The organism is Mycolicibacterium llatzerense (assembly GCF_000878195.1).
In the GTDB taxonomy this organism is placed as follows: domain Bacteria; phylum Actinomycetota; class Actinomycetes; order Mycobacteriales; family Mycobacteriaceae; genus Mycobacterium; species Mycobacterium llatzerense.
In genome coordinates this window covers 12,749-38,570 of sequence record NZ_JXST01000010.1, presented here as the reverse complement: position 1 = coordinate 38,570, position 25,822 = coordinate 12,749, and the positions used below count along the sequence as shown (strand labels likewise).

General features: G+C 66.0%; 30 protein-coding genes. 10 read left to right on the top strand and 20 right to left on the bottom strand.

Going from position 1 to position 25,822, the window contains the following annotated elements; genetic code table 11:
* The 5 genes from TL10_RS08985 to TL10_RS08965 all read left to right on the top strand — a co-directional run bounded on the left by TL10_RS08985 (position 1) and on the right by TL10_RS08965 (position 3,058).
* The gene (locus TL10_RS08985) at positions 1-336 is read left to right on the top strand and encodes a hypothetical protein (protein ID WP_043985459.1); all 336 of its coding nucleotides are present in this window, start codon (positions 1-3) and stop codon (positions 334-336) included.
* Positions 333-1,178: a TauD/TfdA dioxygenase family protein gene (locus TL10_RS08980; RefSeq protein WP_043985388.1), complete on the top strand. Its 846-nt coding sequence runs from the start codon at positions 333-335 to the stop codon at positions 1,176-1,178. The genes TL10_RS08985 and TL10_RS08980 overlap by 4 nt, the downstream gene beginning before the upstream one ends.
* A 94-nt stretch (positions 1,179-1,272) precedes the next feature.
* Complete coding sequence (locus tag TL10_RS08975) at positions 1,273-2,562, top strand: cytochrome P450 (protein ID WP_043394924.1); 1,290 nt, start codon at positions 1,273-1,275, stop codon at positions 2,560-2,562.
* Positions 2,559-2,753, top strand: coding sequence for a ferredoxin (locus tag TL10_RS08970; RefSeq protein WP_043394926.1), 195 nt, complete (start codon positions 2,559-2,561; stop codon positions 2,751-2,753). Before TL10_RS08975 ends, TL10_RS08970 begins: the two co-directional genes overlap by 4 nt.
* A gap of 14 nt (positions 2,754-2,767) precedes the next feature.
* Positions 2,768-3,058: a DUF1330 domain-containing protein gene (locus TL10_RS08965; RefSeq protein ID WP_043985387.1), complete on the top strand. Its 291-nt coding sequence runs from the start codon at positions 2,768-2,770 to the stop codon at positions 3,056-3,058.
* Between the two features lie 24 nt (positions 3,059-3,082).
* On the opposite strand, the gene TL10_RS08960 is transcribed toward TL10_RS08965, so the two are convergent.
* From TL10_RS08960 to TL10_RS08915, 10 genes are read right to left on the bottom strand one after another with little or no spacing between them, the layout of a single operon-like run.
* Positions 3,083-3,838, bottom strand: coding sequence for an SDR family NAD(P)-dependent oxidoreductase (locus tag TL10_RS08960; protein ID WP_043985386.1), 756 nt, complete (start codon positions 3,836-3,838; stop codon positions 3,083-3,085).
* Positions 3,835-4,887: an NAD(P)H-dependent amine dehydrogenase family protein gene (locus TL10_RS08955; RefSeq protein WP_043985385.1), complete on the bottom strand. Its 1,053-nt coding sequence runs from the start codon at positions 4,885-4,887 to the stop codon at positions 3,835-3,837. The genes TL10_RS08960 and TL10_RS08955 overlap by 4 nt, the downstream gene beginning before the upstream one ends.
* A complete protein-coding gene (locus TL10_RS08950; protein WP_043985384.1) occupies positions 4,884-5,087 on the bottom strand; it encodes a ferredoxin in 204 nt (67 codons plus the stop codon). Before TL10_RS08950 ends, TL10_RS08955 begins: the two co-directional genes overlap by 4 nt.
* Positions 5,084-6,295: a cytochrome P450 gene (locus TL10_RS08945; protein WP_043985383.1), complete on the bottom strand. Its 1,212-nt coding sequence runs from the start codon at positions 6,293-6,295 to the stop codon at positions 5,084-5,086. Before TL10_RS08945 ends, TL10_RS08950 begins: the two co-directional genes overlap by 4 nt.
* Positions 6,292-7,095 (bottom strand): NAD(P)-dependent oxidoreductase, encoded by an 804-nt coding sequence (locus tag TL10_RS08940; protein ID WP_082067898.1) that lies wholly within the window; start codon positions 7,093-7,095, stop codon positions 6,292-6,294. Before TL10_RS08940 ends, TL10_RS08945 begins: the two co-directional genes overlap by 4 nt.
* Entirely contained in the window at positions 7,092-7,910 is an 819-nt protein-coding gene (locus TL10_RS08935; protein ID WP_043985382.1) for an NAD(P)-dependent oxidoreductase, read from the bottom strand. Before TL10_RS08935 ends, TL10_RS08940 begins: the two co-directional genes overlap by 4 nt.
* Complete coding sequence (locus tag TL10_RS08930) at positions 7,910-8,791, bottom strand: alpha/beta hydrolase (protein ID WP_043985381.1); 882 nt, start codon at positions 8,789-8,791, stop codon at positions 7,910-7,912. The genes TL10_RS08935 and TL10_RS08930 overlap by 1 nt, the downstream gene beginning before the upstream one ends.
* The gene (locus tag TL10_RS08925) at positions 8,788-10,455 is read right to left on the bottom strand and encodes a thiolase C-terminal domain-containing protein (RefSeq protein ID WP_043985379.1); all 1,668 of its coding nucleotides are present in this window, start codon (positions 10,453-10,455) and stop codon (positions 8,788-8,790) included. The genes TL10_RS08930 and TL10_RS08925 overlap by 4 nt, the downstream gene beginning before the upstream one ends.
* Positions 10,437-10,706: a ferredoxin gene (locus TL10_RS08920; RefSeq protein WP_043985378.1), complete on the bottom strand. Its 270-nt coding sequence runs from the start codon at positions 10,704-10,706 to the stop codon at positions 10,437-10,439. The genes TL10_RS08925 and TL10_RS08920 overlap by 19 nt, the downstream gene beginning before the upstream one ends.
* Positions 10,703-11,974 carry an NADH-ubiquinone oxidoreductase-F iron-sulfur binding region domain-containing protein gene (locus tag TL10_RS08915; protein ID WP_043985457.1) on the bottom strand — a complete coding sequence of 424 codons (1,272 nt, stop codon included), beginning with the start codon at positions 11,972-11,974 and terminating at the stop codon, positions 10,703-10,705. Before TL10_RS08915 ends, TL10_RS08920 begins: the two co-directional genes overlap by 4 nt.
* Here TL10_RS08915 and TL10_RS08910 point away from each other — a divergent pair.
* Positions 11,973-12,434, top strand: a complete 462-nt coding sequence (locus TL10_RS08910; RefSeq protein ID WP_043985377.1) for a hypothetical protein — start codon at positions 11,973-11,975, stop codon at positions 12,432-12,434. The genes TL10_RS08915 and TL10_RS08910 overlap by 2 nt on opposite strands.
* 2 nt (positions 12,435-12,436) lie before the next feature.
* Here the strand turns inward: TL10_RS08910 and TL10_RS08905 are convergent, their stop codons facing one another.
* The 4 genes from TL10_RS08905 to TL10_RS08890 are packed head-to-tail and all read right to left on the bottom strand — an operon-like array spanning position 12,437 to position 15,962.
* Positions 12,437-13,336, bottom strand: coding sequence for an alpha/beta fold hydrolase (locus TL10_RS08905; protein WP_043985376.1), 900 nt, complete (start codon positions 13,334-13,336; stop codon positions 12,437-12,439).
* A complete protein-coding gene (locus TL10_RS08900) occupies positions 13,333-13,722 on the bottom strand; it encodes a Rieske (2Fe-2S) protein (RefSeq protein WP_043985375.1) in 390 nt (129 codons plus the stop codon). The genes TL10_RS08905 and TL10_RS08900 overlap by 4 nt, the downstream gene beginning before the upstream one ends.
* Before the next feature lies 1 nt (position 13,723).
* On the bottom strand, positions 13,724-14,866 hold the full coding sequence (locus TL10_RS08895; RefSeq protein ID WP_043985374.1) for an amidohydrolase family protein: 1,143 nt from the start codon (positions 14,864-14,866) through the stop codon (positions 13,724-13,726).
* 16 nt (positions 14,867-14,882) lie between these two features.
* Entirely contained in the window at positions 14,883-15,962 is a 1,080-nt protein-coding gene (locus TL10_RS08890) for an amidohydrolase family protein (RefSeq protein ID WP_043985373.1), read from the bottom strand.
* Between the two features lie 103 nt (positions 15,963-16,065).
* Here TL10_RS08890 and TL10_RS08885 point away from each other — a divergent pair, with 103 nt between their 5' ends.
* Both TL10_RS08885 and TL10_RS08880 read left to right on the top strand, forming a co-directional pair.
* Complete coding sequence (locus TL10_RS08885; protein ID WP_043985372.1) at positions 16,066-17,064, top strand: acyl-CoA dehydrogenase family protein; 999 nt, start codon at positions 16,066-16,068, stop codon at positions 17,062-17,064.
* Positions 17,048-18,226 (top strand): acyl-CoA dehydrogenase family protein, encoded by a 1,179-nt coding sequence (locus TL10_RS08880; RefSeq protein WP_043985371.1) that lies wholly within the window; start codon positions 17,048-17,050, stop codon positions 18,224-18,226. The genes TL10_RS08885 and TL10_RS08880 overlap by 17 nt, the downstream gene beginning before the upstream one ends.
* Positions 18,227-18,248: 22 nt before the next feature.
* Here the strand turns inward: TL10_RS08880 and TL10_RS08875 are convergent, their stop codons facing one another.
* The 5 genes from TL10_RS08875 to TL10_RS08855 all read right to left on the bottom strand — a co-directional run bounded on the left by TL10_RS08875 (position 18,249) and on the right by TL10_RS08855 (position 22,273).
* Positions 18,249-19,010, bottom strand: a complete 762-nt coding sequence (locus TL10_RS08875; protein WP_043985456.1) for a MerR family transcriptional regulator — start codon at positions 19,008-19,010, stop codon at positions 18,249-18,251.
* Positions 19,011-19,087: 77 nt separating this feature from the next.
* Complete coding sequence (locus TL10_RS08870; RefSeq protein WP_043985370.1) at positions 19,088-20,431, bottom strand: cytochrome P450; 1,344 nt, start codon at positions 20,429-20,431, stop codon at positions 19,088-19,090.
* A gap of 49 nt (positions 20,432-20,480) precedes the next feature.
* On the bottom strand, positions 20,481-20,675 hold the full coding sequence (locus tag TL10_RS08865) for a ferredoxin (RefSeq protein WP_043394959.1): 195 nt from the start codon (positions 20,673-20,675) through the stop codon (positions 20,481-20,483).
* A gap of 12 nt (positions 20,676-20,687) precedes the next feature.
* Positions 20,688-21,548 carry a mycofactocin-coupled SDR family oxidoreductase gene (locus TL10_RS08860; protein WP_043985369.1) on the bottom strand — a complete coding sequence of 287 codons (861 nt, stop codon included), beginning with the start codon at positions 21,546-21,548 and terminating at the stop codon, positions 20,688-20,690.
* A gap of 26 nt (positions 21,549-21,574) precedes the next feature.
* Positions 21,575-22,273: an SDR family NAD(P)-dependent oxidoreductase gene (locus TL10_RS08855; protein ID WP_043985368.1), complete on the bottom strand. Its 699-nt coding sequence runs from the start codon at positions 22,271-22,273 to the stop codon at positions 21,575-21,577.
* A gap of 246 nt (positions 22,274-22,519) precedes the next feature.
* On the opposite strand from TL10_RS08855, the gene TL10_RS08850 reads away from it, so the two are divergent.
* On the top strand, positions 22,520-23,725 hold the full coding sequence (locus TL10_RS08850) for a CaiB/BaiF CoA transferase family protein (RefSeq protein ID WP_043394965.1): 1,206 nt from the start codon (positions 22,520-22,522) through the stop codon (positions 23,723-23,725).
* Positions 23,726-23,793: 68 nt separating this feature from the next.
* Here TL10_RS08850 and TL10_RS08845 read toward each other — a convergent pair whose 3' ends face one another.
* The gene (locus TL10_RS08845; RefSeq protein WP_043394967.1) at positions 23,794-25,080 is read right to left on the bottom strand and encodes a cytochrome P450; all 1,287 of its coding nucleotides are present in this window, start codon (positions 25,078-25,080) and stop codon (positions 23,794-23,796) included.
* A 145-nt stretch (positions 25,081-25,225) separates the two neighbouring features.
* On the opposite strand from TL10_RS08845, the gene TL10_RS08840 reads away from it, so the two are divergent.
* On the top strand, positions 25,226-25,816 hold the full coding sequence (locus TL10_RS08840) for a TetR/AcrR family transcriptional regulator (RefSeq protein WP_043394970.1): 591 nt from the start codon (positions 25,226-25,228) through the stop codon (positions 25,814-25,816).
* Positions 25,817-25,822 lie beyond the last annotated feature (6 nt).

The window sequence follows — 25,822 nt, the reverse complement described above, 5'->3', positions numbered from 1 at the left end:
ATGGCGGAAGCACGACTGCCCAGCGCGTTCGCCGAGTTCGAGCCGTTCGCGGAGAAGTGTTGCCTAGCAACAGAACCCGAACGCTGGGACATGCGCCTGAGCACCCCGATGGTCGAGATTCGAGAGTTCTACGACGCGTTCACCCCGCGCTTCGAAGAGGCCATCGACTATTGCGACAAGTTCGGGCTCGACGACCTGCCGGACGACGCGCTCAACCTGCTGCACCTCATCTACTCGATGATCATGGTCTCGATGGCCGTCGAGATCTTCGGCACGCAGAAGCCGGCCGACTCCGCCGATGCCGTCATGAATCGCGTCGGGGCGCCAGTGCCATGAGCCTGCTGACCATCAACAAGCTCACGTCGTCGGTCGGGGCGGAAGTGCTCGGCATCGATGCCGGGCGATTGGCCGCCGACGATGTGCTGGCGGCAGCGGTGCTGGATGCCTTGGAGGACAACGGCGTACTGGTCTTTCCGGGTCTGCAGCTCGGTCCGGACGAGCAGGTCGCGTTCTGCCGCAGGCTTGGACATGTCGATCACTCTTCGGACGGCCATCATCCGGTCGCGGGCATCTACCCGATCACCCTCGACACGTCCAAGAACGCCTCGGCGGCCTATCTGCGGGCGACGTTCGACTGGCACATCGACGGCTGCACGCCTATCGACGACACCTGCCCACAGCAGGCGACGGTGCTCTCGGCCGTCGCGGTGGCGGCCAGCGGCGGTGAGACCGAGTTCGCCAATTCCTATGGTGCATATGACGAATTGAACGCCGACGAACAGGATCATTGCGGGCGGTTGCGGGTGGTCCATTCGCTGGAGGCTTCGCAACGCCGCGTCACTCCGGACCTGTCACCGGAGATGCTGGCGGCGTGGCGGTCGCGGCGCACACACGAGCATCCGCTGGTCTGGACGCACCGCAGCGGCCGTAGGTCGCTGGTACTCGGTGCGTCGGCGGACTACATCGTCGGCATGGACCTGGCTGAGGGACGCGCGCTGCTCGCCGAACTGCTCGAGCGCGCAACGGTTCCCGAGAAGGTGTACAGCCACACGTGGTCGGTGGGGGACACCGTCATCTGGGACAACCGTGGCGTGCTGCACCGGGCTGCGCCCTACGACCCTGGCTCGCCGCGCGAGATGTTGCGCACCACAGTGCTCGGTGACGAACCGATCCAGTGATCAGCCGCATTGACGTCGGCGAACTGCTGTGGAAATCTAATCATCAAGAATGAGAATGATATTCTCATCTGAATTGGTTTGGAATGGAGGACGCGTGTCGGAAGACCTCACCGCGGTCGATTTCTTCCGGGATGGTCGGTTGACCGATGACCCGTACCCGTTTTACGAGGCCCTGCGGAACAAGTGTCCGGTGGCTCGCGAGGAGCATTACGGCGTCACGATGGTCACCGGCTGGCAGGAGGCGGTCGACGTCTACAACGACGCCGACACCTTCTCGTCGTGCATCTCGGTCACCGGCCCGTTCCCGGGGTTCCCGGTGCCGCTCGAGGGTGATGATGTCAGCGACCTCATCGTCAAGCACCGCGACGAGATCCCGTACAGCGATCAGCTGCCCACGCTGGACCCGCCCACGCACACCAATCACCGCGCACTGCTGATGCGGCTGATCACCCCAAAGCGCCTCAAGGAGAACGAGGACGCGATGTGGCGGATCGCCGACGACATGCTGGGCGACTTCCTGGCGCCCGGCGAAGGTGAGTTCATCAAGGGGTTCGCCGGGCCGTTCACGCTGCGCGTCATCGCGGACCTGCTCGGTGTTCCCGACGAGGACTGCCCCGAGCTGCTCGAGCGCCTCGCGAAGGGGACCCATGGCGGCGGGCTGGGCAGCACCGACGACAAGACGCTCTCCAAGACGCCGTTCGAGTATCTCTACGAGGCTTTCGCGGTCTACGTCGAGGATCGCCGCCGCGAACCGCGCGACGACGTGCTCACCGGCCTGGCCACCGCGACGTTCCCCGACGGCACCATGCCGACGGTGGACGACGTGGTGCGCGTGGCCACGAACGTGTTCTCGGCCGGACAGGAGACCACGGTCCGGCTGCTCAGTACCGCGCTGAAGGTCATCGGCGAGCAACCCGACATTCAGGCCAAGCTGCGGGCAGACCGCAGCCTGCTGCCGAACTTCATCGAAGAGTGCCTGCGCATCGAGAGTCCGGTGAAGGGCGACTTCCGGCTCTCGCGCGTGCCGACCACCATCGGCGACGAGGCGATCGGAGCGGGCTGCACGCTGATGGTGATCAACGGTGCGGCCAACCGGGATCCGCGACGGTTCGAGGATCCCGACACCTTCGATGCCGAGCGTAAGAACGCCCGCCAGCACCTGGCGTTCGGGCGCGGTATCCACAGCTGCCCGGGTGCGCCGCTGGCACGGGCCGAGACGCGCGTGGCCCTGGAGCGGTTACTGGACCGAACATCGGACATCCGAATTTCTGATGCGCACCACGGGCCGGCGGGAAGCCGTCAGTACCAGTACATCCCGACCTACATCCTGCGTGGCATCATCGATCTCCACCTCGAATTCGATCCGGTCGGGAGCGCGTCATGAAGGTTGTTGTCGATGAAGACCGGTGTCGCGGGCACGGCATGTGCCTGACGTTGTGCCCTGATGTCTTCAGCATGACCGACGACGGTTATGCCGTCGCCGATCCGGCCGAGGTGACCGGCGATCTCGAAGTTGCGGTTCGCGATGCCATGGTGAATTGCCCTGAACAAGCAATCGTCGAAAATAACGACTAGTCAAGGAGATTCGAGTGGCCAAGGGATATGTGATCCTCACCGAGGACGTCAAGGACCCCGCCGGTATGGCCGAGTACGCCAAGCTGGCCGGCAAGGCGATGTCGTCCGCCACGATCGTATCGGTGGACCAGAACCCGCAGGTGCTCGAGGGCAGCTGGCACGGCAACCAGACCGTCGTGCTGGAGTTCGAGTCGGTGGATGCCGCACGCGCCTGGTACGAATCCGACGCGTACCAGGCGGCGGCGAAAATCCGCCAGTCTGCCGCGGACTGTAATGCGGTGATCCTGGCGGGCTTCGGGGCCTGACAGCGGCCTGATGGTGGGCAGGCGTCAGCCTGCCGACCACCCGCCGTCGGCTGCCACGATCGCACCGTTGACGAATGCCGCGGCGTCGGAGGCGAGGAAGACGATCACGTCGGCCATCTGCTCGGGCAGGGCGATGTTCGGGGCCGCCGAGATGATGGGCGTCAGGCGGGCCTGACCCGTCTCGTTGAATCCGCTGATGCTGCTGGTGATTCCGGTGAGTGTGGGGCCTGGCAGGATCGCGTTGCACCGAATGCCATCCGTGGCGTACGACCAGGCGATGTTACGGGTCAGGCCTATCACGCCATGCTTGGATGCGGTGTATGCGGCGCCCGCCGAGCCGCCACGAACCCCGGCGGCCGAGCCGGTGTTGATGATGACGCCACGCTGTTGGCCGAGCATGTGGGGCAGCACCGCGTGGGTGACGATGAAGGTGCCGGTCAGGTTGATCCGGATGACCCGGTCCCATTCGGCGAGCGTGGTGTCGGCGGGCAGCGCCATGGTGTCGATGACGCCGGCGTTGTTGGACAGCACGTCGATGTGGCCGTAGGTATCGAGGGCCGCAGCCACCGCGCGTGCCACGGATTCCTCGTCGGAGATGTCAGCGCCGACGGCAATGGCAGCATCGCCGATCAACTCCGCGGTTTCCCGCGCCGCCTCGCCGTTGATATCGGTGGCGACGACGCGGGCGCCCGCCTTGGCGAATGCCAGGGCAGTGGCGCGCCCGATGCCCGAGCCCGCTCCGGTGATCAGGGCGACCCGGCCCTCGAATCCTTCTTTCATGCAAGGCCTTTCATGCGCGGTAGGGTCAGCGGTAGGTCGTTGTAGGTGGCGATGCCAGGCGCGGCCGTGACGACGGCCGGGATGGCGTTGATGGCGGGCATCGCGGTCATGATGTGGCCGAGGGTCATGAACTCAGCCATGGTGGTCGCCTGAAAGTCCGGTGGCGGCAGGAAGCCGACCTTCATGGTGACGGTCGGGCGGCCGTCGATGGTGATGGTCCACGCGTCGGCGTCGAGGTGCCAATCGGGATCGAGTGACTGGCCCTTTCGCCAGCGCACCTTGAGTTCGACGACGGTCTTGCCGGCGATCACACCTTGCCAGCTCGCGGCGACGCCCGCCACGCAACCCTTCTCGATGGTCCACGACCCGAGATCCAGATCCGTTGTGGTCTGCGCGTATTCGGCTTCGCACCGGACCTCGTCGAGTTCGACGCCCAACGAGTCGGCGAGCAGCCGCACCGCCTCACCGAAGATCGCGGTGCCCGCGGCGGCCATCGGCGGCAGGTCGGGCGAATCGATCGGCATGCCGAAGCCGCAGGGGATTTCGGTGGCGGGCGAATCGTAGAAGGTGGTGTCGGCGCACTCTGCGATGGTCACCTTGTCGACCCGGTCGCACGCCATCGCGCCGACGATTGCCAGCAGCTCGGCGAATCCGGGGCTGACGCCGGAGCCGAACATCGTCGAGCCCCCGACGCGGCAGGCCTCGATGATGCGCTCCCGGTCGCGGCCCAAGTTGTGTCCGGTGATGAAAGATGCCGTCGCAACGACATTGACGCCGGCTTCGAGGATGCGCACGACTTCGTCGACGTCGACCCACATCGGGTTGTACACCACGCAGTCCGGCTTCTGCGCCAGCAGCGCCGCAACATCATTGGTGGCGGCCACCCCGACGGGGTCGATCCCGCACAGCTCGCCGACATCGAGGCCGACCTTGTCCGGTGACCAGGCGTAGCAGCCCACGAGTTCCAGGTCTGGATGTGCGGCAACGGCTTTGACCGAGCTCTTGCCGACATTGCCGGTCGTCCATTGCACGACACGATAGGGCTTCATGCGGGATTCTCCGTGATCGATATGGCCTGACGGGGACATTGGCGGACGGCGTCGACGATCCGGTCGCGGTTTTCCGGTGTCACCTCGTCCTGCAGGACGTGCAGATAGTCCTGGTCGTCGAGGTGGAACACCTCGGGGATGATTCCCTCGCAGACCCCGTTGCTCTCGCACAGCCCGAAGTCGACGCTCACCCTGCTCATCGCAGTACCCGTACGGGGACGTTCTGCCAGCCCATGACGTTCTGCATGTGGACGCGTTTGCAACCGTCCCAATCGATTTCGTAGCGCGGCATGAAATCCAGCAGGGCCTCCAGCGCCACGGCGCTCTCCATGCGCGCCAGCGCCGCGCCCAGACAGCTGTGGATGCCGTACCCGAAACCGAGATTCTGGGCCTCGGTGTGACTGCGGTCGATGTCGAAGGTGTCGGCGTCGGTCCACACGTCGGGATCGCGGTTGGCGGAGCCGCCGAGCAGGAACACCGGAGCGCCCTCGGGAATCGTCGTGCCGTGCAGGTGAACGTCTTTCATGCTGCGACGCACGTTGTACTGCGAGGGCGCCTCGTAGCGCAGCAGCTCCTCGATCGCCGCCGGAATCTTGCTCCGATCGTCCAACAGCTTCTGCCACTGCTCCGGATGGCGGGCGAACAGGTACACCGCGTTGCCGACCAGTTTGGTCACCGTCTCGGCGCCGGCGCCGCCCAACAGCGAAGCGAAGCCGGCGATCTCGTAGTCCTCGAGCTTGGTGACGGTCCCGTCTTCGCGTTCGGTCTCGGCGGCGAGCAGCCGGCTGATCAGGTCGTCACCGGGTGCGTCCTTGCGTTGCCGAGCCAGGTCGAAATAGAAAGCCGCACTGTCGAGGTAGGCCTGGATGCCCTGCTCGGAGGTTTCGACCTGGCCGATTTCACGGTGCAACGACTCATCGATCCAGTACCGGACCTGTTGGGCGTCCTCCTCGGGTACGCCCATCATGTCGGTGATCACCTCGACCGGGAAGGGGCCGGTGAAGTCCTGCACCGCGTCGAATCCGTTGGGGTCGAGCCGGTTCAGGTACTTGTCGATCTTCGTCCGCACCATGTCGCGCTGGGACTGGATGGCGCGTGGCGTGAACACCTTGTTGAGCAGGCTGCGGATGTGCCGGTGCTCGGGCGGGTCCATGAAGATGATCATCCGCATGTTGCCCGGCATTTCGACGCCCGTGCGCACCTGCGCCAGGTCAGCACCGAACGCCGACGAATAGGTCTCGAAGTCGCGGTACGCGGGTGCCACGTCGTCGTGGCGCGACAGCGCGTAGAAGTCGTGTTCCTCGCTGTAGTACACCGGAGCTTCCGCGCGCATTCGCCGGTAGGTCTCCCACGGCCCGTTGAAGAAGTCCTCGGAGAACGGGTCGAAGACGAGTTTCGTTGCGGTCATGCTGACTTGGTCCCTCCCGTCGGCGCCAGGCCGGTGTCGATGATGGTGTCGAGAACGCCCAGGCCGGCGCCCAACTCGGCTGCGGTGGCGCGGACCGTTGCGACGTCCTTGCTCAGGAACTCGCCGATGGCCGCGCGGAACGACGCCGCAGAACCCGCCCGCGAAATGCTGTCCAGCGCACGGCTACCGGCGCTCGCGTGCGGCAGAGCGGCCAGCAGCGTCGACTCGGGAACGCCGAGCCGCTCACCGAATTCGACGGCGGCGCTGATCAACCCGATCTGGGCGGCGAACAACGCATTGTTGATCAGCTTGACCCGCTGGCCGGCGCCCGGCGGCCCGACGGGAATGATCGGGTCGCCATAACTGACCAGCACCGGCCGGACCCGCTCGACCGCAGCGGCGGAGCCGCCGACGAACAACGTCAACCGGCCCGCCGCGATGTCGTGCGGGCCGCCGCTGACTGCCGCGTCGACGACGTCCACCCCGCGGGCGGCGATGGCCTCGGTGGTGTGCGGGCTACCGGTGGTGTGGATGACCACGACGGTGTGCGAGTCCAGGTCTGCGATCAGGGCTTCGGCGACGTCGCGGACCTGCTCATCGGTGAAGACACAGATGACGACCACATCGGCGCCTGCGCAGACGCCGGCCAGATCACCGACCGGCGTCGCGCCCAGCTCGGTGATGGCAGCGCCCTTCTCTGGTGAGCGCGCCAGGACGTTCACGTGGTGGCCGGCCGCGACGACGCGGCGAACCATGGCAGCACCCATGCGCCCCGCGCCGACGAAGCCGACCGTGTTCACCGCGTCCGGCCCATCAGACCCAATGCCGCGTCCGCGGATTCGAGCACCGCGCCCGGTTCGGCGCCGGCGGCCTCGGCAAGGTTCGCGATCAGCGTCACGTCTTTCCGCAGCAGATCGGCTGCCACCGATTTGAGGACATCGAGGCTGCCGCCGAACTGCGCGATGCGGCCGAGCGCGAAACTGTTCGCCGACCCCTGGGTGATCACCTCGGAGAGGCTGTCTACCGAGACGCCCAGCGCCGCACCGAGGTCCAGCGTCGACTTCGCTGTCGCGATGTTGGCAGTGAACAGCAGGTTGTTCAGCAGCTTGGTCACCTGACCGGATCCGATATCGCCCAGGTGGACGATCGGTTCGGCGTAGGTGGCGAACACCGGACGGCAGCGCTCCACGACCTTCTGATCGCCGCCGGCCATGACGAGGAGGCGGCCGGCAGCGGCAGCCGGACCACCGCCGCTGACCGGGGCATCGATCACCGAAATTCCCTTGGCTGCGGCAGTTTCGGCGAGTTCGCGGCAGGTGTCGGGGTGCACGGTGCTGTGGATGGCGACGGTGCCACCCGGTGCCAGTCCGGCGAAGACGCCGTGTTCGCCGTCCAGCACCTGCCGGACGTCGTCGTCTCCGACCACGCACACGCAGACCAAGTCGCTGACGGCAGCCAACTCGGTAGGTGTACCGACGACCTTGGCCGCGGTGTCGGCGAACGGTTCGACGGAGGCCGGCCGCCTGGCCCACAACGTCAGCGGATATCCGGCTGCCACGATGCGGCGCGCCATCGGCGCGCCCTGGCTGCCGAGACCGATGAACCCGACTCGCACTAACCGACCTCCAATGTGACTGTGGTGCTGCGCTGGGTGGCCAGACATTCCTCGATGAACGACAGGACCGTGAGGTGGTAGGCCGCAGCCCCCACCGAGACGCTGATGTTGTGGCCCGCTCCGACCTGGCGGTGGGCCGTCAAACGAGGTGCGGCGGTGAATAATTCGCTGATGGCTGCAACGGCTCCCGGATCCGATTCCCAGACCCGTTCGTGCTCGGCGACAGTGAAGTGCACAGGCACTTGGACTTCGGCGGCCAGCGCCGGGAAATCACTGCGGGGCCAGTCTTGGACCATCGCGGCCTCGTACCGGGCACCGCTGCGCGCATTGGGGGAGTTCGTCAGCGGCGGATAGAGCTCCGCCGGTTGCCACAGCAATTCGCGCAGCCCGGGCGGGCGGTGGGTGGCCGACGCCGACTTGAGCATCTCCAGGGCGGCGGCCTGGTAGCGCAGCCCCGTACCGGCCAGCGCGATACCGAAAACACCTGTCAGACCTGGGCGTTCGTCGACAGCCATACGCAACGCCAGCTCGCACCCGTTGGAGTGCCCGAGCAGGAACAGGCCGGCCCCGCGATCACGTGAGCCCAGCATTGCGTCCACGGCGCCGTAGGCCAGGGCGACCCGCTGGTCCGGTCGCACAATCGCGTCCTGGTAGGCGTCCGATGCCCCGTACCCGGGGCGGTCCAGCGCGACGACGGTGTAGCCGAGCGCCGCCGCGGTGCGCATCAGCGACAGTCGTGGGTGTCCGGGGCAATCGAAATACGCTGCGCTGCTGCCACCGCCGTGCACCGCGACGATGACGGCGCGCGGAGCGTCGGCTTCGGCAATCAGTCCTGACATCATGACGTCGCCGACGCGGACCATCCGGGGCGTGACGGTCATGAGTCGGTCCGCAGGAGAAGCACCCCGCTGGGGGTGAGGCCGCCGCTGCTGACCACCGCCACGCGGGCATCGGTGACCTGCCGCTCGCCGGCCTCGCCGCGCAACTGGGTGATGGCTTCGTGGACCAGACCCATACCGTGGGTGCGGCCATGGGACAGCTGACCGCCGTGGGTGTTCAGGGGCAGCACGCCGTCGCGGGCGATGTTGGTGCCGCCGTCGAGGAAGTCCTTGGCTTCGCCGATACCGCAGAAGCCGAGTGCTTCGATCCAGGACAGGCAGTTGAACGTGAACCCGTCGTAGAGTTCGGCGACATCAACATCCTTGGGCGTCAAGTTGGTTCGCGTCCACAGGTGGGCGGCCTGGCCGAGCACCTGCGGCTCGTGGGTGAGCGTGCTCTGGTCCCACTCGATCGGTTCGAGGATCTGCGTGCCGACCGCTTCGACCCGGATCGGCGGCTTGGCGAGGTCGCGGGCCACGTCGACGGCTGACACGATGACCGCGATCGACGCGTCGCACGGCACGTCGCAGTCGTAGAGCCCGAACGGGGTGGTGATCGGCCGGGCATTCAGGTAGTCGTCCATCGTCATCGGATCGCGGTAGATGGCCGTCGGGTTCAGCGCGGCATTGGCGCGCTGGTTCAACGCAATCCAGCCGAGCGTCTCCCGCGGCGTGCCGTAGCGGTGCATGTGACGCTGTGCGTTCTGCGCCAAGGTATGTGCGGCGGACGTCGCCCCGAACGGCATCTGCCAACTGGTGGTCCGGGTGCCGCCCATCGGAGCGGCCTTGCCCTGCTTCATGAGTTCGTCATAGGTGGCCTGCCACAGGGTGCGGAAGCACAACACATGGCGAGCCAACCCGCCGGCGACGGCCAGCATGGCAGCGACGACCGAGCCGCCTGGACCGAACGTTTCCGGGCCGCCGTTGTACCAGGTCGGTTTGATGCCAAGGGCGGTTTCCAGCGCAGTCACGCCGCCCTCACCGAATGGTCCGGGGAGACCCGCGCCGGGCCACGTCGACAGCCCGTCGATGTCATCGAGGGTCAGCCCGGCATCGGCGATGGCGTTCTCGCACGCGTCGATGGTCAACGCCAGCGGGTCCAGCATCAGCCTGCGCCCCATCTGGGAGGCGCCGATGCCGGTGATGGCCACCTTGTCTTCGAACTTCTCGGTGGTGATCATCGGCCGCACGTGTTTGGCGAAATCCTGCGGTTCGATCGCATCGGTCGGCAGCGGAGCCAGCGCCGGCTGGTCGGCGACCGGACGGAACAGCGGCAGCCAGACGTCCTCGTGCTGCTCGAAGACGACTTCCACCTGCTGGCCGAGTGCCAACTGCTCGGGATCGCAGTCGATGATGTTGGTGGTCAGGCGAACTCGCGGATCTTCGACCAGTGCCACCTGGGCGACCACATAGGGGGCCGGCAGCCCGGGAATGCTGAATCGCTCGTTGAGCGTGAAGCCGATCAACGTCGCGCGACCGGACACCGTGCGGATGCCCATCTTTCGCTCGCGGCAGTAGCGGCAGGCCGGTGCCGGGGGATGGATCAGGGCGTTGCAGTTGTCGCATTCGGTGATGCGCAACGTGCCGTCCGCCCCTGCGGTCCAATAGAACTCGTTCTCGGGCGTCACCTGTGGCAGCGGTATGCGAGTCAACGGACGATTCCCCATTCTGTTTCGTGGGTGTCGGTGTCGGTGTCGGTGTCGGGCTGTGGTGCGGAGGTCTGGTCGGTCAGTTCCACGATGGCGTGCACCGGGCAGTCCAAAAGTGCGCGCGTGACGGCGGGCCGGTCTTCCTCAGGCACGTCGCCGGTGCCGACGAGTGTCGCGTATCCCCAGTCGTCGAGGGAGAAGTACGACGCCGCATGTTTGGCGCAGACACCGAACCCGTCGCACATCGTCCGGTCAAGGCGGATTCTCATGCCATCATCACCTCCTCCACCTCGTAGGGCCGCAAGGTGATGAAATCGCCGGATTGACATGCTGGGCAACCATTTTCCAGATGACGTGTCACTTCCGCGGGAAATTGGTCCAGCAGGCTGGCCGCGATGTTCGCAGCACCATCCAGCGTCGCGCACGCACCACGCCCGCGCAGCTCCCGTGACCACCGGCGCAGCCGTGTGAGGTCGTCACCCGTCGCGACGCCGTCGCGCAGGCCCCCGGCGGCAGCGGCCATCGCGGCGGTGCCGTTGAAGCACGACCCGCACTGCCCGGCGTTCTCCCGGTCGAAATACGCCAGCACCGCTGCGGCAACAGCCACCGGGCAGTCTCCGTTCAGGATCGAGATGGCGCCGCAGCCCAGACCGCTGCCCAACCTGCGCAGAGCCTCGTGGTCCAGCGTCGCATCCAACACACTGGGGCCCAGCAGGCCGGCGAAGTATCCGCCCATCAAGGCACCCGTTGCCATTTGGGCCGGCACCCCATGCAGTTCGAGGACGTCGGCGAATCTGACGCCGTGCGGCAGCTCATAGAGGGCAGGTGCTCGTCCGGCGCCGGTGACGGTCGCGAGGAATGTGCCCGGCGAGTCCGCGGTGCCGATGGACCTGAACTCCTGGCCACCGTGCGCGTGCAGGTAGGGGAGATTCGCCAGGGTCTCCACATTGCTGACGAGCGTGGGCAGCGTGGCGACACCCTGCTCGAACGGGCGCGGTGGTTTGTCGGTCGGCTTGGCAGGGCCACCGTTGATCGCGCGGACGGCGGCGGTCTCCTCGCCGGCGACATACCCTGGCGCGACAGTCACCACCTCGACGGACGGCACCGCATTCCGTTGCGCAACAGCCGATTCCATGCTGGCGGCCGCGGCAGGGTCCGAGACATAGACGTACGTCCGCTGGGCGCCGACGATCGTCGCCGCCAGCCGCAACCCGTCCAGCACCAGGTGGGGCCGGTTGCGCAGCAGCCAGCGGTCCTTGATGGACGCCGGCTCACCCTCTTCGCCGTTGGCGACGACGACCGCGCCGCCCCGGCCACGGCTGTTGTTGCGGACCGTGCGCAGTTTGACCGCCATGGGGAAGGCCGCGCCGCCGCGTCCGCGCAGCCCGGATCGTTCTACCTCGTCGAGTAGGCCATCGGGGTCATGGAGATCGCGATAGCCCCCGGTGGCAACGTAGTCGTCGTAAGTCTCGCTGCCGACGCGCAGCAGTCGCGGGGTCAGCCCCGGCCACGCTGCCACCGTTAGGCTGAGCGGCATGCGCACTGCGGTGGTGCGGGTCGATGTCGACCCGGTGGGTGAACTCACGCCTGAGCGGTTAGCGGACGGCATGACGGCCCTCAAGGAACTCGCTACCGCGGCGGGCGTGGAAGTACTCGATGTGGATCTGGCGGCGATGCCGCCCCGGCGCCGCCAGGTGCAGCTGCTGATCGATGGAAGCGGGCCGGATGCCGGTGTCGCACTGTGCGCCAAGGCGTTCGGTACCGCACCGCAGCTCGGCGTCGTCACCTACGTCAGCCGCGGTACCGATGACGACGCGCACGGCGTGCTGTCGCGGTTCGGGATCACCGGTGACGTGGCACGCGAACCCGGCACCGAAGGCTTCGACATCGTCACCGTGACCCTGTCCAAAGTCGACCTGGAACGGATTCCGGAGAGCCGCATCCAAACGGCGCTCGAAGCGTCGCTGAACTGTGAGGTGCACATCCGCACGGTGTGAACTCATCGGCGGAGGAACTCCAGGATCGGCGGCGCGGCCTGCACCCAGGTGTCGAACATGTTGAAGTGCTTGACCTTTCCGGCCGCCCGCGCCTCGTTCGCCCGCTCCCAGGCATCTTCGGGCCACGGCGGGTCGATCAGCTGCGAACCCTTGATGAGGCAGCTGACTTCCAGCGACGTCCGTTTCGGATGGTCGAGGTCGTTCTCACCGCCCCGGATGATCAGGGTCGGCACCGTGATGTTCTCGAACATCTCATCCTCGACCCCCGGGATCGTCTGGCCGGGTTTGGGCACGAACGCGTTCAGCCACCGGAGCATGAGCTTGAGGAACTCGTCGCCGTCGTAGGACTGCAGCCGGGAGGCGTTCGCCGGGTTGTCCGCAATGCGGTCGCGCCACTCGTCCACTTGGGCAACGCCTTTCATCCCTGCTCCGCGGACTGCCAGGATGCTCGGCACGATGTAGTACGAGCCGAGCACGAAGGAGCCGTACACGCCGCCGACGATGTTCCACACCACCAGCTTGGTGACGATTTCGGGGTAGAGCATCGCGGTGAGCATCGAGTCCCGGGCGCCACCCGACCCGCCGGCCAGGATGCAGGGGCCGATCCCCAACTTGGAGATCAGGGTGTACAGCGTTTCGGCGCGCATGTGGGATTCGCTCTGGCCGTAGAACTGCACATCGGACCTGCCGCAGTTGGGCCGGTCCCACAGCAGCACCCGGTAGCCGCCCTTGGCCAATGCCTGCGCGAGCGGCCGGAGCCCTGGAATGTCCTTGCTGAACCGGCCCCCGGGCGTCAATGCGATGAAATCACCGGTCTTGCCGAGGATTTCATACACGACGTTGCCGCCGTTGATCTCGATGACCTGCTCGCCGCGCTGCAGTCGCGTTGTCTGCGTCGTCATGCCTGCACCAACACGTCGTTGCCGATGACCCGCACCGGGTACGTCCGGATGCTCCACTCGGGCTTGACTGCTGTTGTCCCGGTGGCCAATTCGAAGCCCCACTGATGCCACGGACAGTAGATGAATTCCAGGTCGCGAACCATCACGGCGTCGCCCGGCACGCTGTCGTCGACGATGGTCCGGCCGCGCGGACGGCCCGAACACAGCGGGCCGCCTTCGTGCGGGCAGTAGTTCGCGATGGCGTAGAACGCGCCGTTGACGTTGTACACGCCGACGCCGTGCCGTCCGATGGGCACCAATTTGTGGGTGCCCGGCGGGATTTCGTCGACGGTGGCGACGACGTGCTCGCGCCCCTGCGCCAGCCGGGGCTCTTTCGGTTCGCTCAATTCAGAACACCCGGACCTGTCCCTCAAGCGCCGGCACCGTGGTGGGGAGCCGGTACGTCTCGATGCCGTTGCGGAACATCACGGCTTCCCGCGCGTGCTCGGGCAGGTGCTTGACGAGCCAGCGGGGGTCGTCGAACGTCCAGTGCGGGTAGTCGGAGCTGAACAGCAGGATCTTCTCGCACTCCATCCACTCGAAGGCCCGGGTGAGTTCGGTCTTGTCCTCCGGATAGTCCAGCGGCTGGGTGGTGAACTTGATGTGGTCCTTGACGTAGTCGCTGGGCTTGCGCTTGATGTCGAGCCACGGCTTGCGGGCCTCGTAGATCTTGTCCATGCGCCACATGAGCGGAAGGATCCAGGTGAACGCGTGCTCGACGAAAACGATTCGCAGCGTGGGGAATCGGTCGAACAGCCCGTCGAAGATCATGCTCATCACCTGGTTCGCCGCGAGCAGCGAGTAGGTGACCATGAAATCGTGGTTGTAGCTGGGCATGCCGACGGGCGGCATGGGGAGTTCCTCGTGGTGACTGCGGGACAGGTGGCAGCTCACCGGCATGTCGGCTTTGGTGGCCGCGGCCCAGATCGGGTCGTACTTCGGATCACCCCATGCCGGACGCGGTTCGGCCTTGATCAGTAGCTGGCCAAGGAAGGGGTGGCCGGCCAGGCGTTCGATCTCGGCGGCGGCGGCGTGCGGTTCTTCGATCGCCACGCAGATCGAGCCACGCCAGCGTTCGTGCCAGTTGTTGTGGCTGTCGAGCCAGTGGTTCAGCTGCCACTCGTTCAGCGCCACATTGAGGGCATGATTGGCGCCGCCGATGCGCGCCGGGTACGCCGCGGGTTCCAGGATCGCGATATCGGCGCCCGCCTGCATGATCAGCTGCTGGAAGGCGAGATCGGGATCGCTGCAGGCGAACTCACCGTCCGGTGGGAAGGCGTCGACGCGCATCGCGAACGTGTGCGCGTAGTCGGGGGCGTCGTAGTAGATCTGTTCGCCGACGTTACGGCTGAGGAAGTACTTGGTGCGCCAGGGTTCCGGGATGTACTGGATCAGCTCGCCCCGGCGGGGGGCCGGATGCACATCGGAATCGACACACCGGACAGCGATGCGCTCGGCCGCGGGCTTGCGCTGCGTGACAGTCACACTCATAGCGATCGTTCCTTCCTCATACGCCGACCGGCACCGCGATGCCATACAGCTCGGCGGCATTTCGCCAGTACAACTTGTCGCGCTGTTCGGCGGTGTACGAGCTGGGCAGCGAGAGATCGTTGAGCTGCCAGTGCGGGTAGCTCGAGCCGTACAGCACCATGTCGTCCTTGCCGGTGAAACCCAGCCATTCGCCGGCGAATTCGGTGTCGCCGGGTCCGTCCAGCGCTCCCTGGACGAAATACACGTGTCCGGGCAGATAGTCGCTGGGCATCTTCGGTGCCCACGGCGTCTGCTCGAGGTGTGGCCTGCCAAAACAGTCCATGCGCCACATGAATGGGGTCAGCAGGTCGGCGGCGCCGTCGGCCCAGACGAACTTGAGCTCCGGCATCCGCTCGAACACGCCCTCGGCGATCATGTTCATCAGGTGGTAGAGGTAGTTCAGCGCCATGAAGCCGGCGTACTGCTCGTAGGTGTTCGGGACGCCCGACGGTGTCGGGGCGGAGGCGATGCCCGCCCCTACCTCGATGTGGGCGGCCACCGGCAGCTGCGCTTCGATCGCGGCTTCCCACAGCGGCCAGAACTGCGGCTTGCCGAACAGTTCCCGCGACTGCAGCGGGATGCCGAGCTGTACCACCCGCGGGTGGTCCTTGTACTTGTCGATCTCGCGCAGCGCGCCGGGGATGTCGTCGGGGTTGATGCGAATGGTGCCGCGGAATCGTTCGCCGAATTCGGGATGCTCCAGCCAACGCGACACCAGCATCTCGTTGTGTGCGGCGGCCAGGGCGCTGCCGAGGTGCCGGTCGGGCATGATGCCGCGTGACATCGGGTGCAGCACAGCGATATCGACACCGCGGTGCTCGAAGAGGTGGCGGCCGACGACGTCCGGATCCGAGCCGGGGTACTGGCCGTCGGGTCCCTCGGTGCCCGGGGCGTACTCGCCTCCGGGTGCGCCGTACCAATCCATTTCGTAGTCGGGGAAGCCCCGGCTCTTGAAGGGTTCACGGAGCACGTCGCGCAGATCCCGGTTTGATCCGAAGAAGATGTGCACGCTGGCATCGATGACGGGGGTGCGGGTCCCGTCGTCGTGTTCGATCACAAGGGCGTCCTTCCGAGCTCTCGACCCAGTGTAAATCTTAATTACCTCAAAAGAGAATGCTATTCTCACTTTCGCGACCGAAATTAGCCGTAGGAGGCGCTGCATGCTTTTGGAGTTCGACGCTGATCAGCGGTTATGGCAGGAGACGGTCCGAGACGCCGTCACCAAACAGTGCCCACCGACCTTGGTCCGGGACATCGCCGAGAACGATGCCGACCCGACCCCGCTCTGGCAGACGTGGCTCGAGGCGGGTTGGACCGAAATGGCCGAGCCCGAGAACGCTGTCGAGTTGGCCATCGTGCTCGAGGAGCTCGGGCGCGCCACCGACCCGACACCATTCCTGGCCACGATGAGCCAGTTCGCGCCGCTGGCCGGCGATCGGTTCGACCCGCAACACGCCGGTGCTGCCGTCTACCAAGGGGTTTCGGCACGACGCGACGGTAGTGGTTGGGCACTGGACGGCACCGCCCGCTATGTGCTCGACGGTGATCGTGCCGAGCGGCTCGCCGTGGTGACCGCCGCCGGCGTCTTCCTCGTCGACGCGTCGGCGGTGGACGTGCGGCGGGACCTGGTGTTCGACCCGGTGTTGCACGTCGCGGACCTGTCGTTCGCCGGAGTGCGGATAGCCGATTCCGAACGCCTCGGGACCGATGCCGAGCGCGCCCGTCATGTTGCGCTGACCGGCATGGCGATCACCATGGTGGGCGCGTGCCAGCGCATCCTCGATCTGGTGCTGGAGTACGTCAAGGAACGTCATCAGTTCGGCGTCCCGATCGGCTCGTTCCAGGCGATCCAGCACAAGGCCGCGGACATGCACGTCGCCATCGAGCGGGCCCGGGCGCTGTCCTACTTCGCCGCGCTGACGATCAGTGTCGACGATCCGCGCCGGCGCCTGGCTTCGGCGATGGCCAAGGCATCGGCGGGGGAGTGTCAGGCCCTGGTGTTCCGGCAGGGTCTGCAGTCTTTCGGCGCCATGGGATTCACCTGGGAGAACGACCTGCAGTTCGCGCTCAAGCGCGCCAAGGCCGGCGAGCTGATGCTCGGCGGCGCCGCAGAACACCGCGCAATGATCGCAGAGGAGTACCGTGCAACTCTCGTATGACGCTGACGTCGAGGCCTTCCGCGCGGAGTTCGCGGCGTTCCTCGACGAGCATCTGCCCACGGAGACAGAGACTTTGGAGCGGCCCCGGTCGGTCTCGCACATGCCGCAGTGGGCTCGTGACTGGCAGCGGCTACTGTTCGACAACGGCTGGCTGCTGCCGGCCCAGCCGCCCGAGTTCGGTGGCCGCAACGCGACGGTGGTGCAGCAGTTCGTCCATCTCGATGAGCTGTGCCGCCGCCGGATTTACCACAGCTTCAACCCGCAGGGCGTGAATATCATTGCGGCGTCGCTGCTTACGTTCGGCAGCGAGGAGCAGAAACATCGCTGGGCGGTGCCGGTGCTCCGGGGCGAGAAGACCGCGTCGCTCGGCATGAGTGAGCCGAGCGCCGGTTCCGATCTGGCTTCGTTGCGCACCCGAGCGGTCCTCGATGGCGATCACTTCGTCGTCAACGGCCAGAAGGTGTGGACGTCGGGCGCACACGACGCGGACTTCCTGCTGACGTTCGTTCGTACCGACCCCGATGCCCCGAAGCACAAGGGCATCAGCGTGCTCATCATCCCGACCGATACCCCCGGCGTGGTGTGCCGGCCGTTCGCGGACCTGTGCAGCGAAGAGAACCTGGACTTCAACGAGGTCTTCTTCACGGACGCAAGGGTTCCGGCGGAGAACCTCGTCGGTCCGCTGAACGGCGGCTGGGGGGTGGCCAACGGTTCGCTCGGGCATGAGCGGACGATGATGTGGCTGGGTTTCGCCGATCGCATCGCGAACATGATCGCCGACTTCCGGCCTCGTACGGCGCTCGAGCGGGACCAGTACGCCACGACCATCATGGACTACCACGCACTGCGTGCCATGGGGTCGGCGGCGCTGGCCCGAGCGTCGCGCGGCGAGATGAACACCCAATCGGTGTCGGTGCTCAAGCTCCTCGGGTCCGAGGCGGAGCGCACCGCGCTGGAGAATGCATTGTCAGCAGCGGGAATTGAGGGTCTCAACCACCCCGCGACGTCGGGGCGGTACGAGCACATGAACCTCGACCACTACTTCGTCAGCTGGTTCGAGCGCTATGCCCGCAGCTTCGGCGGCACCATCGCCGGCGGTACCTCCGAAATCCAGCGCAACATCATCGCCCAGCACGTGCTGGGTCTGCCGCGGGCACGCTGACTCCGGCGCGGAGCCGAACCGGTCAGTGGCCGGTTCGGTCCGCGTTCGCGTGGATGGCGTCACGGCAGTAGGCCGCGAGACCCGGTAGCCCGAATGATTCGTCGTAGGTGGTGACGTACCTCGGGTCGCTGACGTACATGTCGCCCAGGCACCGGTGGAAGTCCGGCGGGCAGTCGTAGAACCAGCGACTCACGTGGAGCCGGTGCTGTTCCGCCGCGTTCATCGCCTCGTCGGAATCGGCCGGGAGCCCGCCGCGGAAGGCGTCCGACAACGCCTTCTCCACCGCTTCGCCCTCGGACTTGATCTGCACCCAGTCCTCTTTGGTGTAGGACTTGGCCCGGCGCTGCGATTCCTGCCACGCGGCGGTGTCGCCCCACTTCTGCTCGGCCTCTGCCTGGTAGTCGTCGAAGCCTTCGCCGAAGAGCTCGCGCATGTCGTCGTCGGTCATGGGGGTGTTCGTCATCGCCTTCTCCAAAGCCTGATCGATGGCCTCGACGAGCGCCTTCAGCTCATCGAGTTGGGACATGACGCGTTCGCGCTGGCGAATCAGGTGGCTGACCTCGTTGCCCTCATCGAGCAGGCTCGCGATCTCGTCAAGAGGAAACTCGAGCCGGCGGTAGACGATGATCTGGGACAAGCGCGTCAGGTCCGCCGACGTGTACACCCGGTACCCCGAGGCGGCACGCCGGCTCGGGGTCAACAACCCGATGTCGTCATAGTGGTGAAGCGTGCGAACCGTGATGCCGAAGCGCTGCGCGACTTCGCCCACGGTGAGTTCGTTCACCGGCATCTCCTGCGTCACATCGATCAGGTTGGTGCCTCACGTCGCGTGAGGGTCAAGTCCAAACCTAGATGACGGACCTAGATGACGGCCGCTTCCTTGCGCTCGGTGATGGGCCGGGCCAGCTCCTGCTCGTTACAGATGCGCTGCAACTTCTCCAGTGTCTCGTCGAGCCCGGGGCCCAGGCGCTTGCCCGGGGTGAACGAGGCGGGCAGATTCCGCATCCCCTGGATGACGCCGATGCTGTCGTAATGCACGGTGCCCTCGGGCTCGCAGCGATAGTCCGGCATGCGGTCCAGCACTGCGGTCAGCATCGACTTGAACACCGTGCGGGCCACATTGGATCCGACGCAGCGGTGTACACCGATACCAAAGCTGAAGTGCCGGTTGCCCTTCCGGTCCATGATCAGTTCGTTCGGCTGATCGAACACCGCCGGGTCGCGATTCGCCATCGCCCACGACAACCAGAGCCGCTCGTACCGCTTGAACTGCTGGCCCTCGACCTCGACGTCCTCGGAGAACGTGCGCCCGTCGCCCGGGGCGGGGGTGAAGAAGCGGAGGAACTCCTCGGTGGCCGGGTTGAGCAGGTTGGCTCGGTCGCTGCTGAGCCGCGCGCGCTCGTCGGGGTGTTCCCCGAGCCACTCGAGGGCGTGCGCGGTGAGTGCCGTCGTGGTGTCGAATCCGCCGCCGATGATCAGCCCCAGGTTGCCGAGGATTTCCAGATCGGGTGCCGGTTCGCCGTCGATCCGCAACTGCAGCATCGCGTTGACCAGGCCGGGCCGGGGATTCTGGCGGATCTCCATCATGTTGTTGATGATGTCGATGCCCATCTCACGGTGCTGCTCGTTGATCTTCTCGCGTTCGGGCGCATGTTCGGGCGTGTAGACCGAGGCGTGCGTGGGCTCGCTGTAGACGTTCCACTTCTTGAGCTCGATACCCATCATCGCCAGGGTGAACACGGCGGGGACCACGTTGGCGAGATGCTCGACGAAGTCGATCCGGCCCGACTCGACGTGTTCGTCCAGTGCGGCGCGGGTGATCTCGTCGACGAACGGTTCCCAGCGCTTGATCGCGGCGGGGGAGAGATATGGGTTCAGCGCGCCGCGGTAGGTGCTGTGCTCGGGTTCGTCCATCTCGAGAATGCCACCCCGAACGACGCTGGCGCGGCTGGCTTTTGGAATCGTGATGCCCTGGAACGGCGTCTCGCCGCTGACGTCGTGATGATTGGACACCACGGGGCAGCGCGCCAACTCGAAGACGTGTTTGCTGTCGGCCGCCACCCAGTGACCGTTGTAGGTGTCGGTCCAGGCCACCGGGCACCGGGCCTGCATCTGCTCGGTGATCTGCTCGAACTGCAGCCGGTATTCCGGGGTGTGCCGGTCGAAGTGGTAGGTGTCCTTCTTGCGCTCGTCCTGGACGCTCAAAGTTCCTGTCTCCCTGCTGGTCTCATACGCGATCGGCCTTCGCTTCTCGCTACTCTTCGATCGTGATGGCCTGTTCGGGGCAGGAGTGGGCCGCCTCGCGGACCGCGTCTTCGAGTCCCGCCGCCACGACTTCGTCAACCGGTGACGACGTGCCGTCGATGTCGTTGAGCACGAACGCATCCGGCGCGATCATCGCGCACAGCGTGTGGCCCTGGCAGCGCTGCCCGTCAACCCAAACCTTCACTGTCACTCCCGATCAGACGTGGTAGTCGTACCACTTGAGGTAGCCACCGGCGTCGACCCGCAACTGGGTGCCGGTGATGTAGCGGGCCTCGTCGGAGACCAGCCACAGGATGGCGTTGCTGATGTCCTCCGGTTCCACGAAGTTGACCTTCATGGCCTGCTGGATTCCGAAGGCCGGCTCGGCGTCTTCGCGCGTCGGGTTCGGCAGGTCCGGCCGGAACGATTTGTACATCGGCGGGCTCTGCAACATGGCGGTGTTGACGTTGGTCGGGTGCACCACGTTCAGCCGGATGCCACGCGGCGACAGTTCGGTCGCGAGGTCGTGGGCGTATTGGGAGAGCAGGCGTTTGGACGTCATGTAGGCGAAGCCGCCGATGTCGTTGCCGGGGTTCATCTTCAGATGGGCGTCCATCAGCGCGGCGGTGGAGCCGGTGGCGACGATGGCGGCGCCCTCTTTGAGGTGCGGGAGGCACACCTGGATGGCGTTGATGGTGCCGATCAGGTTGGTGTTGATGGTGTCGATCCAGGCCTGCAGTGGGACATCGCTTTTCATGCCGGCGATGCCGGCTTGCGCGAGCACGATGTCGACCTTGCCGAACTCGGACAGGCCGGCGTCGAGGGCCGTCCGCAGTTGCGTGACCTCGCGGACGTCGGCGTGCGCGGTGACGCAACGCTGGCCCGTCTTCTCCACCAGGTTCCTGGTCTCGTCGAGATCCTCGGGCGAGGCCATCGGGTATCCGATGGACTCGATGTCCGCGCACAGGTCGACGGCGATGATGTCGGCGCCTTCTTCGGCCAGCCGGACCGCGTGGCTGCGGCCCTGACCGCGTGCCGCGCCGGTGATGAAGGCGACCTTGCCTGCTACCCGTCCCACTGAAGTCATTGAAAAGCCTTCCTTCGCTAGGTGTTTCGTCCGCCATTGACGCCGAGAATCTGTCCGGTGATGTAGCCGGCCTCTTCGGAGATCAAGAATGCGCAGGCTGCGGCGATGTCCTCGGGCCGGCCGATGCGCCGCACGGGTGTCGCCTCGATGCTCTGCTGGACCTTCAGGTATCCGCGTTCCTCGGACTTGCGCAGCATGGGGGTGTCGATGAAGCCGGGCGGCACGGCGTTGACGGTGATGCCCGCAGGCCCGTACTCCAACGCCAGTGACTTGGTCAGGCCGTTGACGGCCGACTTGGCGGCCACGTAGGGCGACATGTAGGGCTGTCCCGAGTGGGTGCTCGACGACGAGATGTTGACGATCCGTCCCCAGCCCGCTTCCAGCATGTCGGGCAGCACCGCCTGGATGCAGTGGAAGACGCCGTTGAGGTTGACGTCGATCACTCGCTGCCAGTCCTCGAATTCCAGGTCGGTGAACCGCTTGAATTTCTCCAGGCCGGCGGAATTCACCAGCACGGAGACGGGTCCGAACTTCTTGCGGACGCCGTCGAGCGCGGCGTCGACCTGAGCGCGATCGGTGACGTCGGCGGTGAAGCCGAACTCGTCGTCTGCTGGATTGAGGTCGAGGGTCGCGACGTTCAGGCCGTCGGCCCGCAGGCGTTCCACGATGGCGCGACCAATGCCGGAGCCGCCCCCGGTAACGACGGCGTTCTTCACGACAGGGTACCGATGTAGATCACTGAGAGAAATCTCCCTTCCGATTTTGAGAACGATACTCTCCTACTTTGGTGTCCCGCAACAGAACCGCCGATAACGAGGTCTGCCTGCATCGACGGTCCAGCCGCATGGTGCAGGTCGGCTTCCGGCCATGGGTTGTGTACCCGATTGCCTGTCGGAAAATGCACTCTGTGCGAGTAGGATTACCGAAATTGAAGAATTGTGTTTCCCAATAGAGGAGGTCGGATGGGGCCCTTGGATGGTGTCCGAGTCCTGGAAGTCGCGATGTACGGCTTCGTGCCGTCGGGCGGCGCGGTGCTCGGCGAGTGGGGTGCCGACGTGATCAAGGTCGAGCATGCAGTGACCGGTGATCCCCAGCGTGGTCTCCGGCAGACCGGCATGCTGCGCGTCGAGGGCGACCCGAACCCCAACATCGAGCACGCCAACCGCGGCAAGCGGAGCATCGGTCTCGACATGGCTGTCCCTGAGGGCCGCGAGGTGCTGCTGGAACTGGCGCGCCGCGCCGATGTCTTCCTGACCAGCTTCCTGCCCGGTCACCGCAAGAAGTTCGCCATCGACGTCGACGACATTCGGGCCGTCAACCCCGCGATCATCTATGCGCGCGGCAGTGCGCTGGGCCCGCGCGGTGCGGAGTCCGAAAAGGGTGGCTACGACATGACGGCATTCTGGTGCCGGGCCGGTACCGCCGCGACCATCACACCGCCCGGCATGCCCGGCATGATCGCGCCGCCGGGGCCGGCCTACGGCGACACCATTTCCGGGACCAACCTGGCCGGCGGCATCGCGGCGGCGTTGTTCAAGCGGGAGCGCACCGGTGTGCCGTCGGTCGTCGACGTCTCGCTGCTGGGCAGCGGGCTGTGGTCGATGGGTCATACCGTCGCGCTGACATCGCACCTCGGTCAGCTGATGGAGGCGCCGGCCCCGGGCGTGCACGGTTCGCCCGTCAATCCTCTTGTGGGCCTTTATGAAACGTCCGACGGACGGATCATCTCGCTGGTCATGATGCAGCCGACCAAGTTCTGGGCCGACGTATGCCGGCACATGGAACTCGACGAGTACATCGATGATCCGCGATTCGCGACGGCGCAGGATGTCGCGGCCAATACCGCAGCGGCCGTGGAGATTCTGGGCAAGGCGATGGCAACCAAGACGCTGGCGGAGTGGAGTGAGCGGTTCGCCACCCTCTCTGGCCCGTGGGCGCCGGTCCAGGACACGTTGCAGGCTGCCAAAGACGCGCAAATCCGGGCCAACGACTACCTGGTGCAGGCCGGCGAGCTCGAATTGGTCGCGAACCCAGTGCAATTCGACGTGGCCCCGCCGCAGACCGGCCCGGCGCCCGGCTTCGCCGAGCAGACCGAGGAGATCCTGTTGGAGCTCGGGATGGACTGGGACCGCATCATCGAACTCAAGTCGGCCGGCGCGGTGACCTAGCGACCACCACGAGGCGCAAATGTCCCCCAAAACAACGGTTTTGGGGGACATCTGCTTTTCTCGCAGGCTCAGGCCTTGGCGGCCAACGGTGTGAAGTTGATGCTCAGGTCGGTGACGCCGCGCAGGACGAAGGTCGGCTCGTAGTTGTAACGCCGATTGCCGTCCGTGCCGTGTGCGGCTTCGTCCAGTTGGATGTCGCCCAGGCGGTCCAGGATCCGCTCCAGCGACACCCGGCCTTCGACGCGGGCCAGTGGTGCCCCCGGGCAGGAGTGCACACCCCGGCTGAAGGCCAGGTGCTCGCGAACGTTCTTGCGGTCCAATTGGAATTCGTGGGGCTGGTCGAACCGCCGCGGATCCCGGTTGACCGCGCCGGGGCTGATCATGACGACGGTGCCGGCCGGGGCGTCCACGTCGCCGACCTTGGTGGACTTGCGCGCCAACCTGTGCAGCGTCTTGACCGGACTCTCCATCCGCAGGCATTCCTCGACGAAGTTCGGGATGCGGCTGCGGTCCTCGCGCAGCCGCTTCTGCAGGTCGGGTTGCTCGCCGAGGAAGCGCATCGCGGCGGTGAGCAGCTTCGCGGTCGTCTCCTGTCCGGCGCCGAAGAGGAACGTCGCGGTCTTGACGACGTCGCTGATCTCGGGTGTGGACCCGTCCTCGTACTTGGCCGTGGCGAGCGAGGTCAGCACGTCGTCGCGGGGGTGGCTGCGGCGGTCCTCGAGGTACTGGCCGACTTTCTCGTCGGCCCATTCCAGTGGGTTGGACGCGAGCGGTTCGTGGTCGAGTGCGCCGACGCGAGAGCCGGGGCGCTCGGCGCCGAACGCCTGCCGGAACTCCTCGTGGTCCTCCTCGGGGACACCGAGCAGGTCGGCGACGACGAGCAAGGAGAACGGCCGGGCGTAGGAGGCCAGGAACTCGCACTTGCCGTCAGCGATGAACTCATCGATGTGGCGGTCGGCGAGCCGCCACATGAAGTCCTCGTTCTCCTTGAGGCGCTTGGGCGTCAGCAGCCGGGACAGCAGCGAGCGGGCGCGGGTGTGCTCGGGCGGATCCATGGTGATCATGTGCTCGTACATGGGGATTGCGGTGCGGTGCTCGGCGAGTTGGTCGCAGATGTCGTCGCCCTCGGGGGTGAAGGGCAGTGGGGTGAACGGCCCGGTCACCGCTACACATGCGGAGAACGAATCGGCATCCTTGTAGACCGCATTGGCCTCTTCCCAGCCGGTCACGGCCACGACGCCGTAGTGCTGCTCGCGCGTCACCGGACACTTGCTGCGCAGGTGGTCGAAGTACGGGTGCGGATCGGCTACGAGTGACTGGTCGGTGTAGTAGTCGACCTCGTCGAAGTTCGTCATATGTGGGCTGGCCTCCAGGCATCGAATTGCAACCAAAGTGCTGGGCACTTGCTTAGCATCTGAGTTGTGGCGTGGTCAAGGTCACACGGCGCGATTCGGACAATTACGATCGGCGCGGCAGCGATCGAGAACGGACAGTGACGGCATGGCATCGGAGCGAAGGATCGGCGGACCCGAGGCGAAGAACCGCGGGGCCTTACTCGACGCCGCCGAGGCGTTGATGCTCGACGAGGGCTACGCCGCGGTGACGTCGCGGAAGGTCGCTGAACGGGCCGGACTCAAACCGCAACTCGTCCACTACTACTTCCGAACCATGGACGATCTGTTCCTGGCCGCATTCCGGCGCCGGACCGATCAGGGGTTGGCGGCGCAGTCGATGATCCTGCTGGCGCCGAACCCGCTACGGGCGTTGTGGACGTTCCTCATCGAGAACCGCGACACCGCGTTGATCATGGAATATGCGGCGCTGGCCAACCATCGCAAAGAGCTCGGGACCGAGATCGCCGGTGCTGCGCAGCAGTTCCTGGAAGGGCAGGCGGAGCTGGTCGGCTCCGTTCTGGCGCAACACGGCATCGATGCCGACGAACTGCCGCCGATCGTCGCGATCTCCCTGATCGTGGGGATGTCGCAGCTGTTGACCATGGAGGCCGCGCTCGGGGTCTCCGTCGGTCACGACGAGATCCTGGCGTACTTCGACCGGTACCTCCGCAAGCTCGACCCGGCCGCCGACAACTAGGCCGCA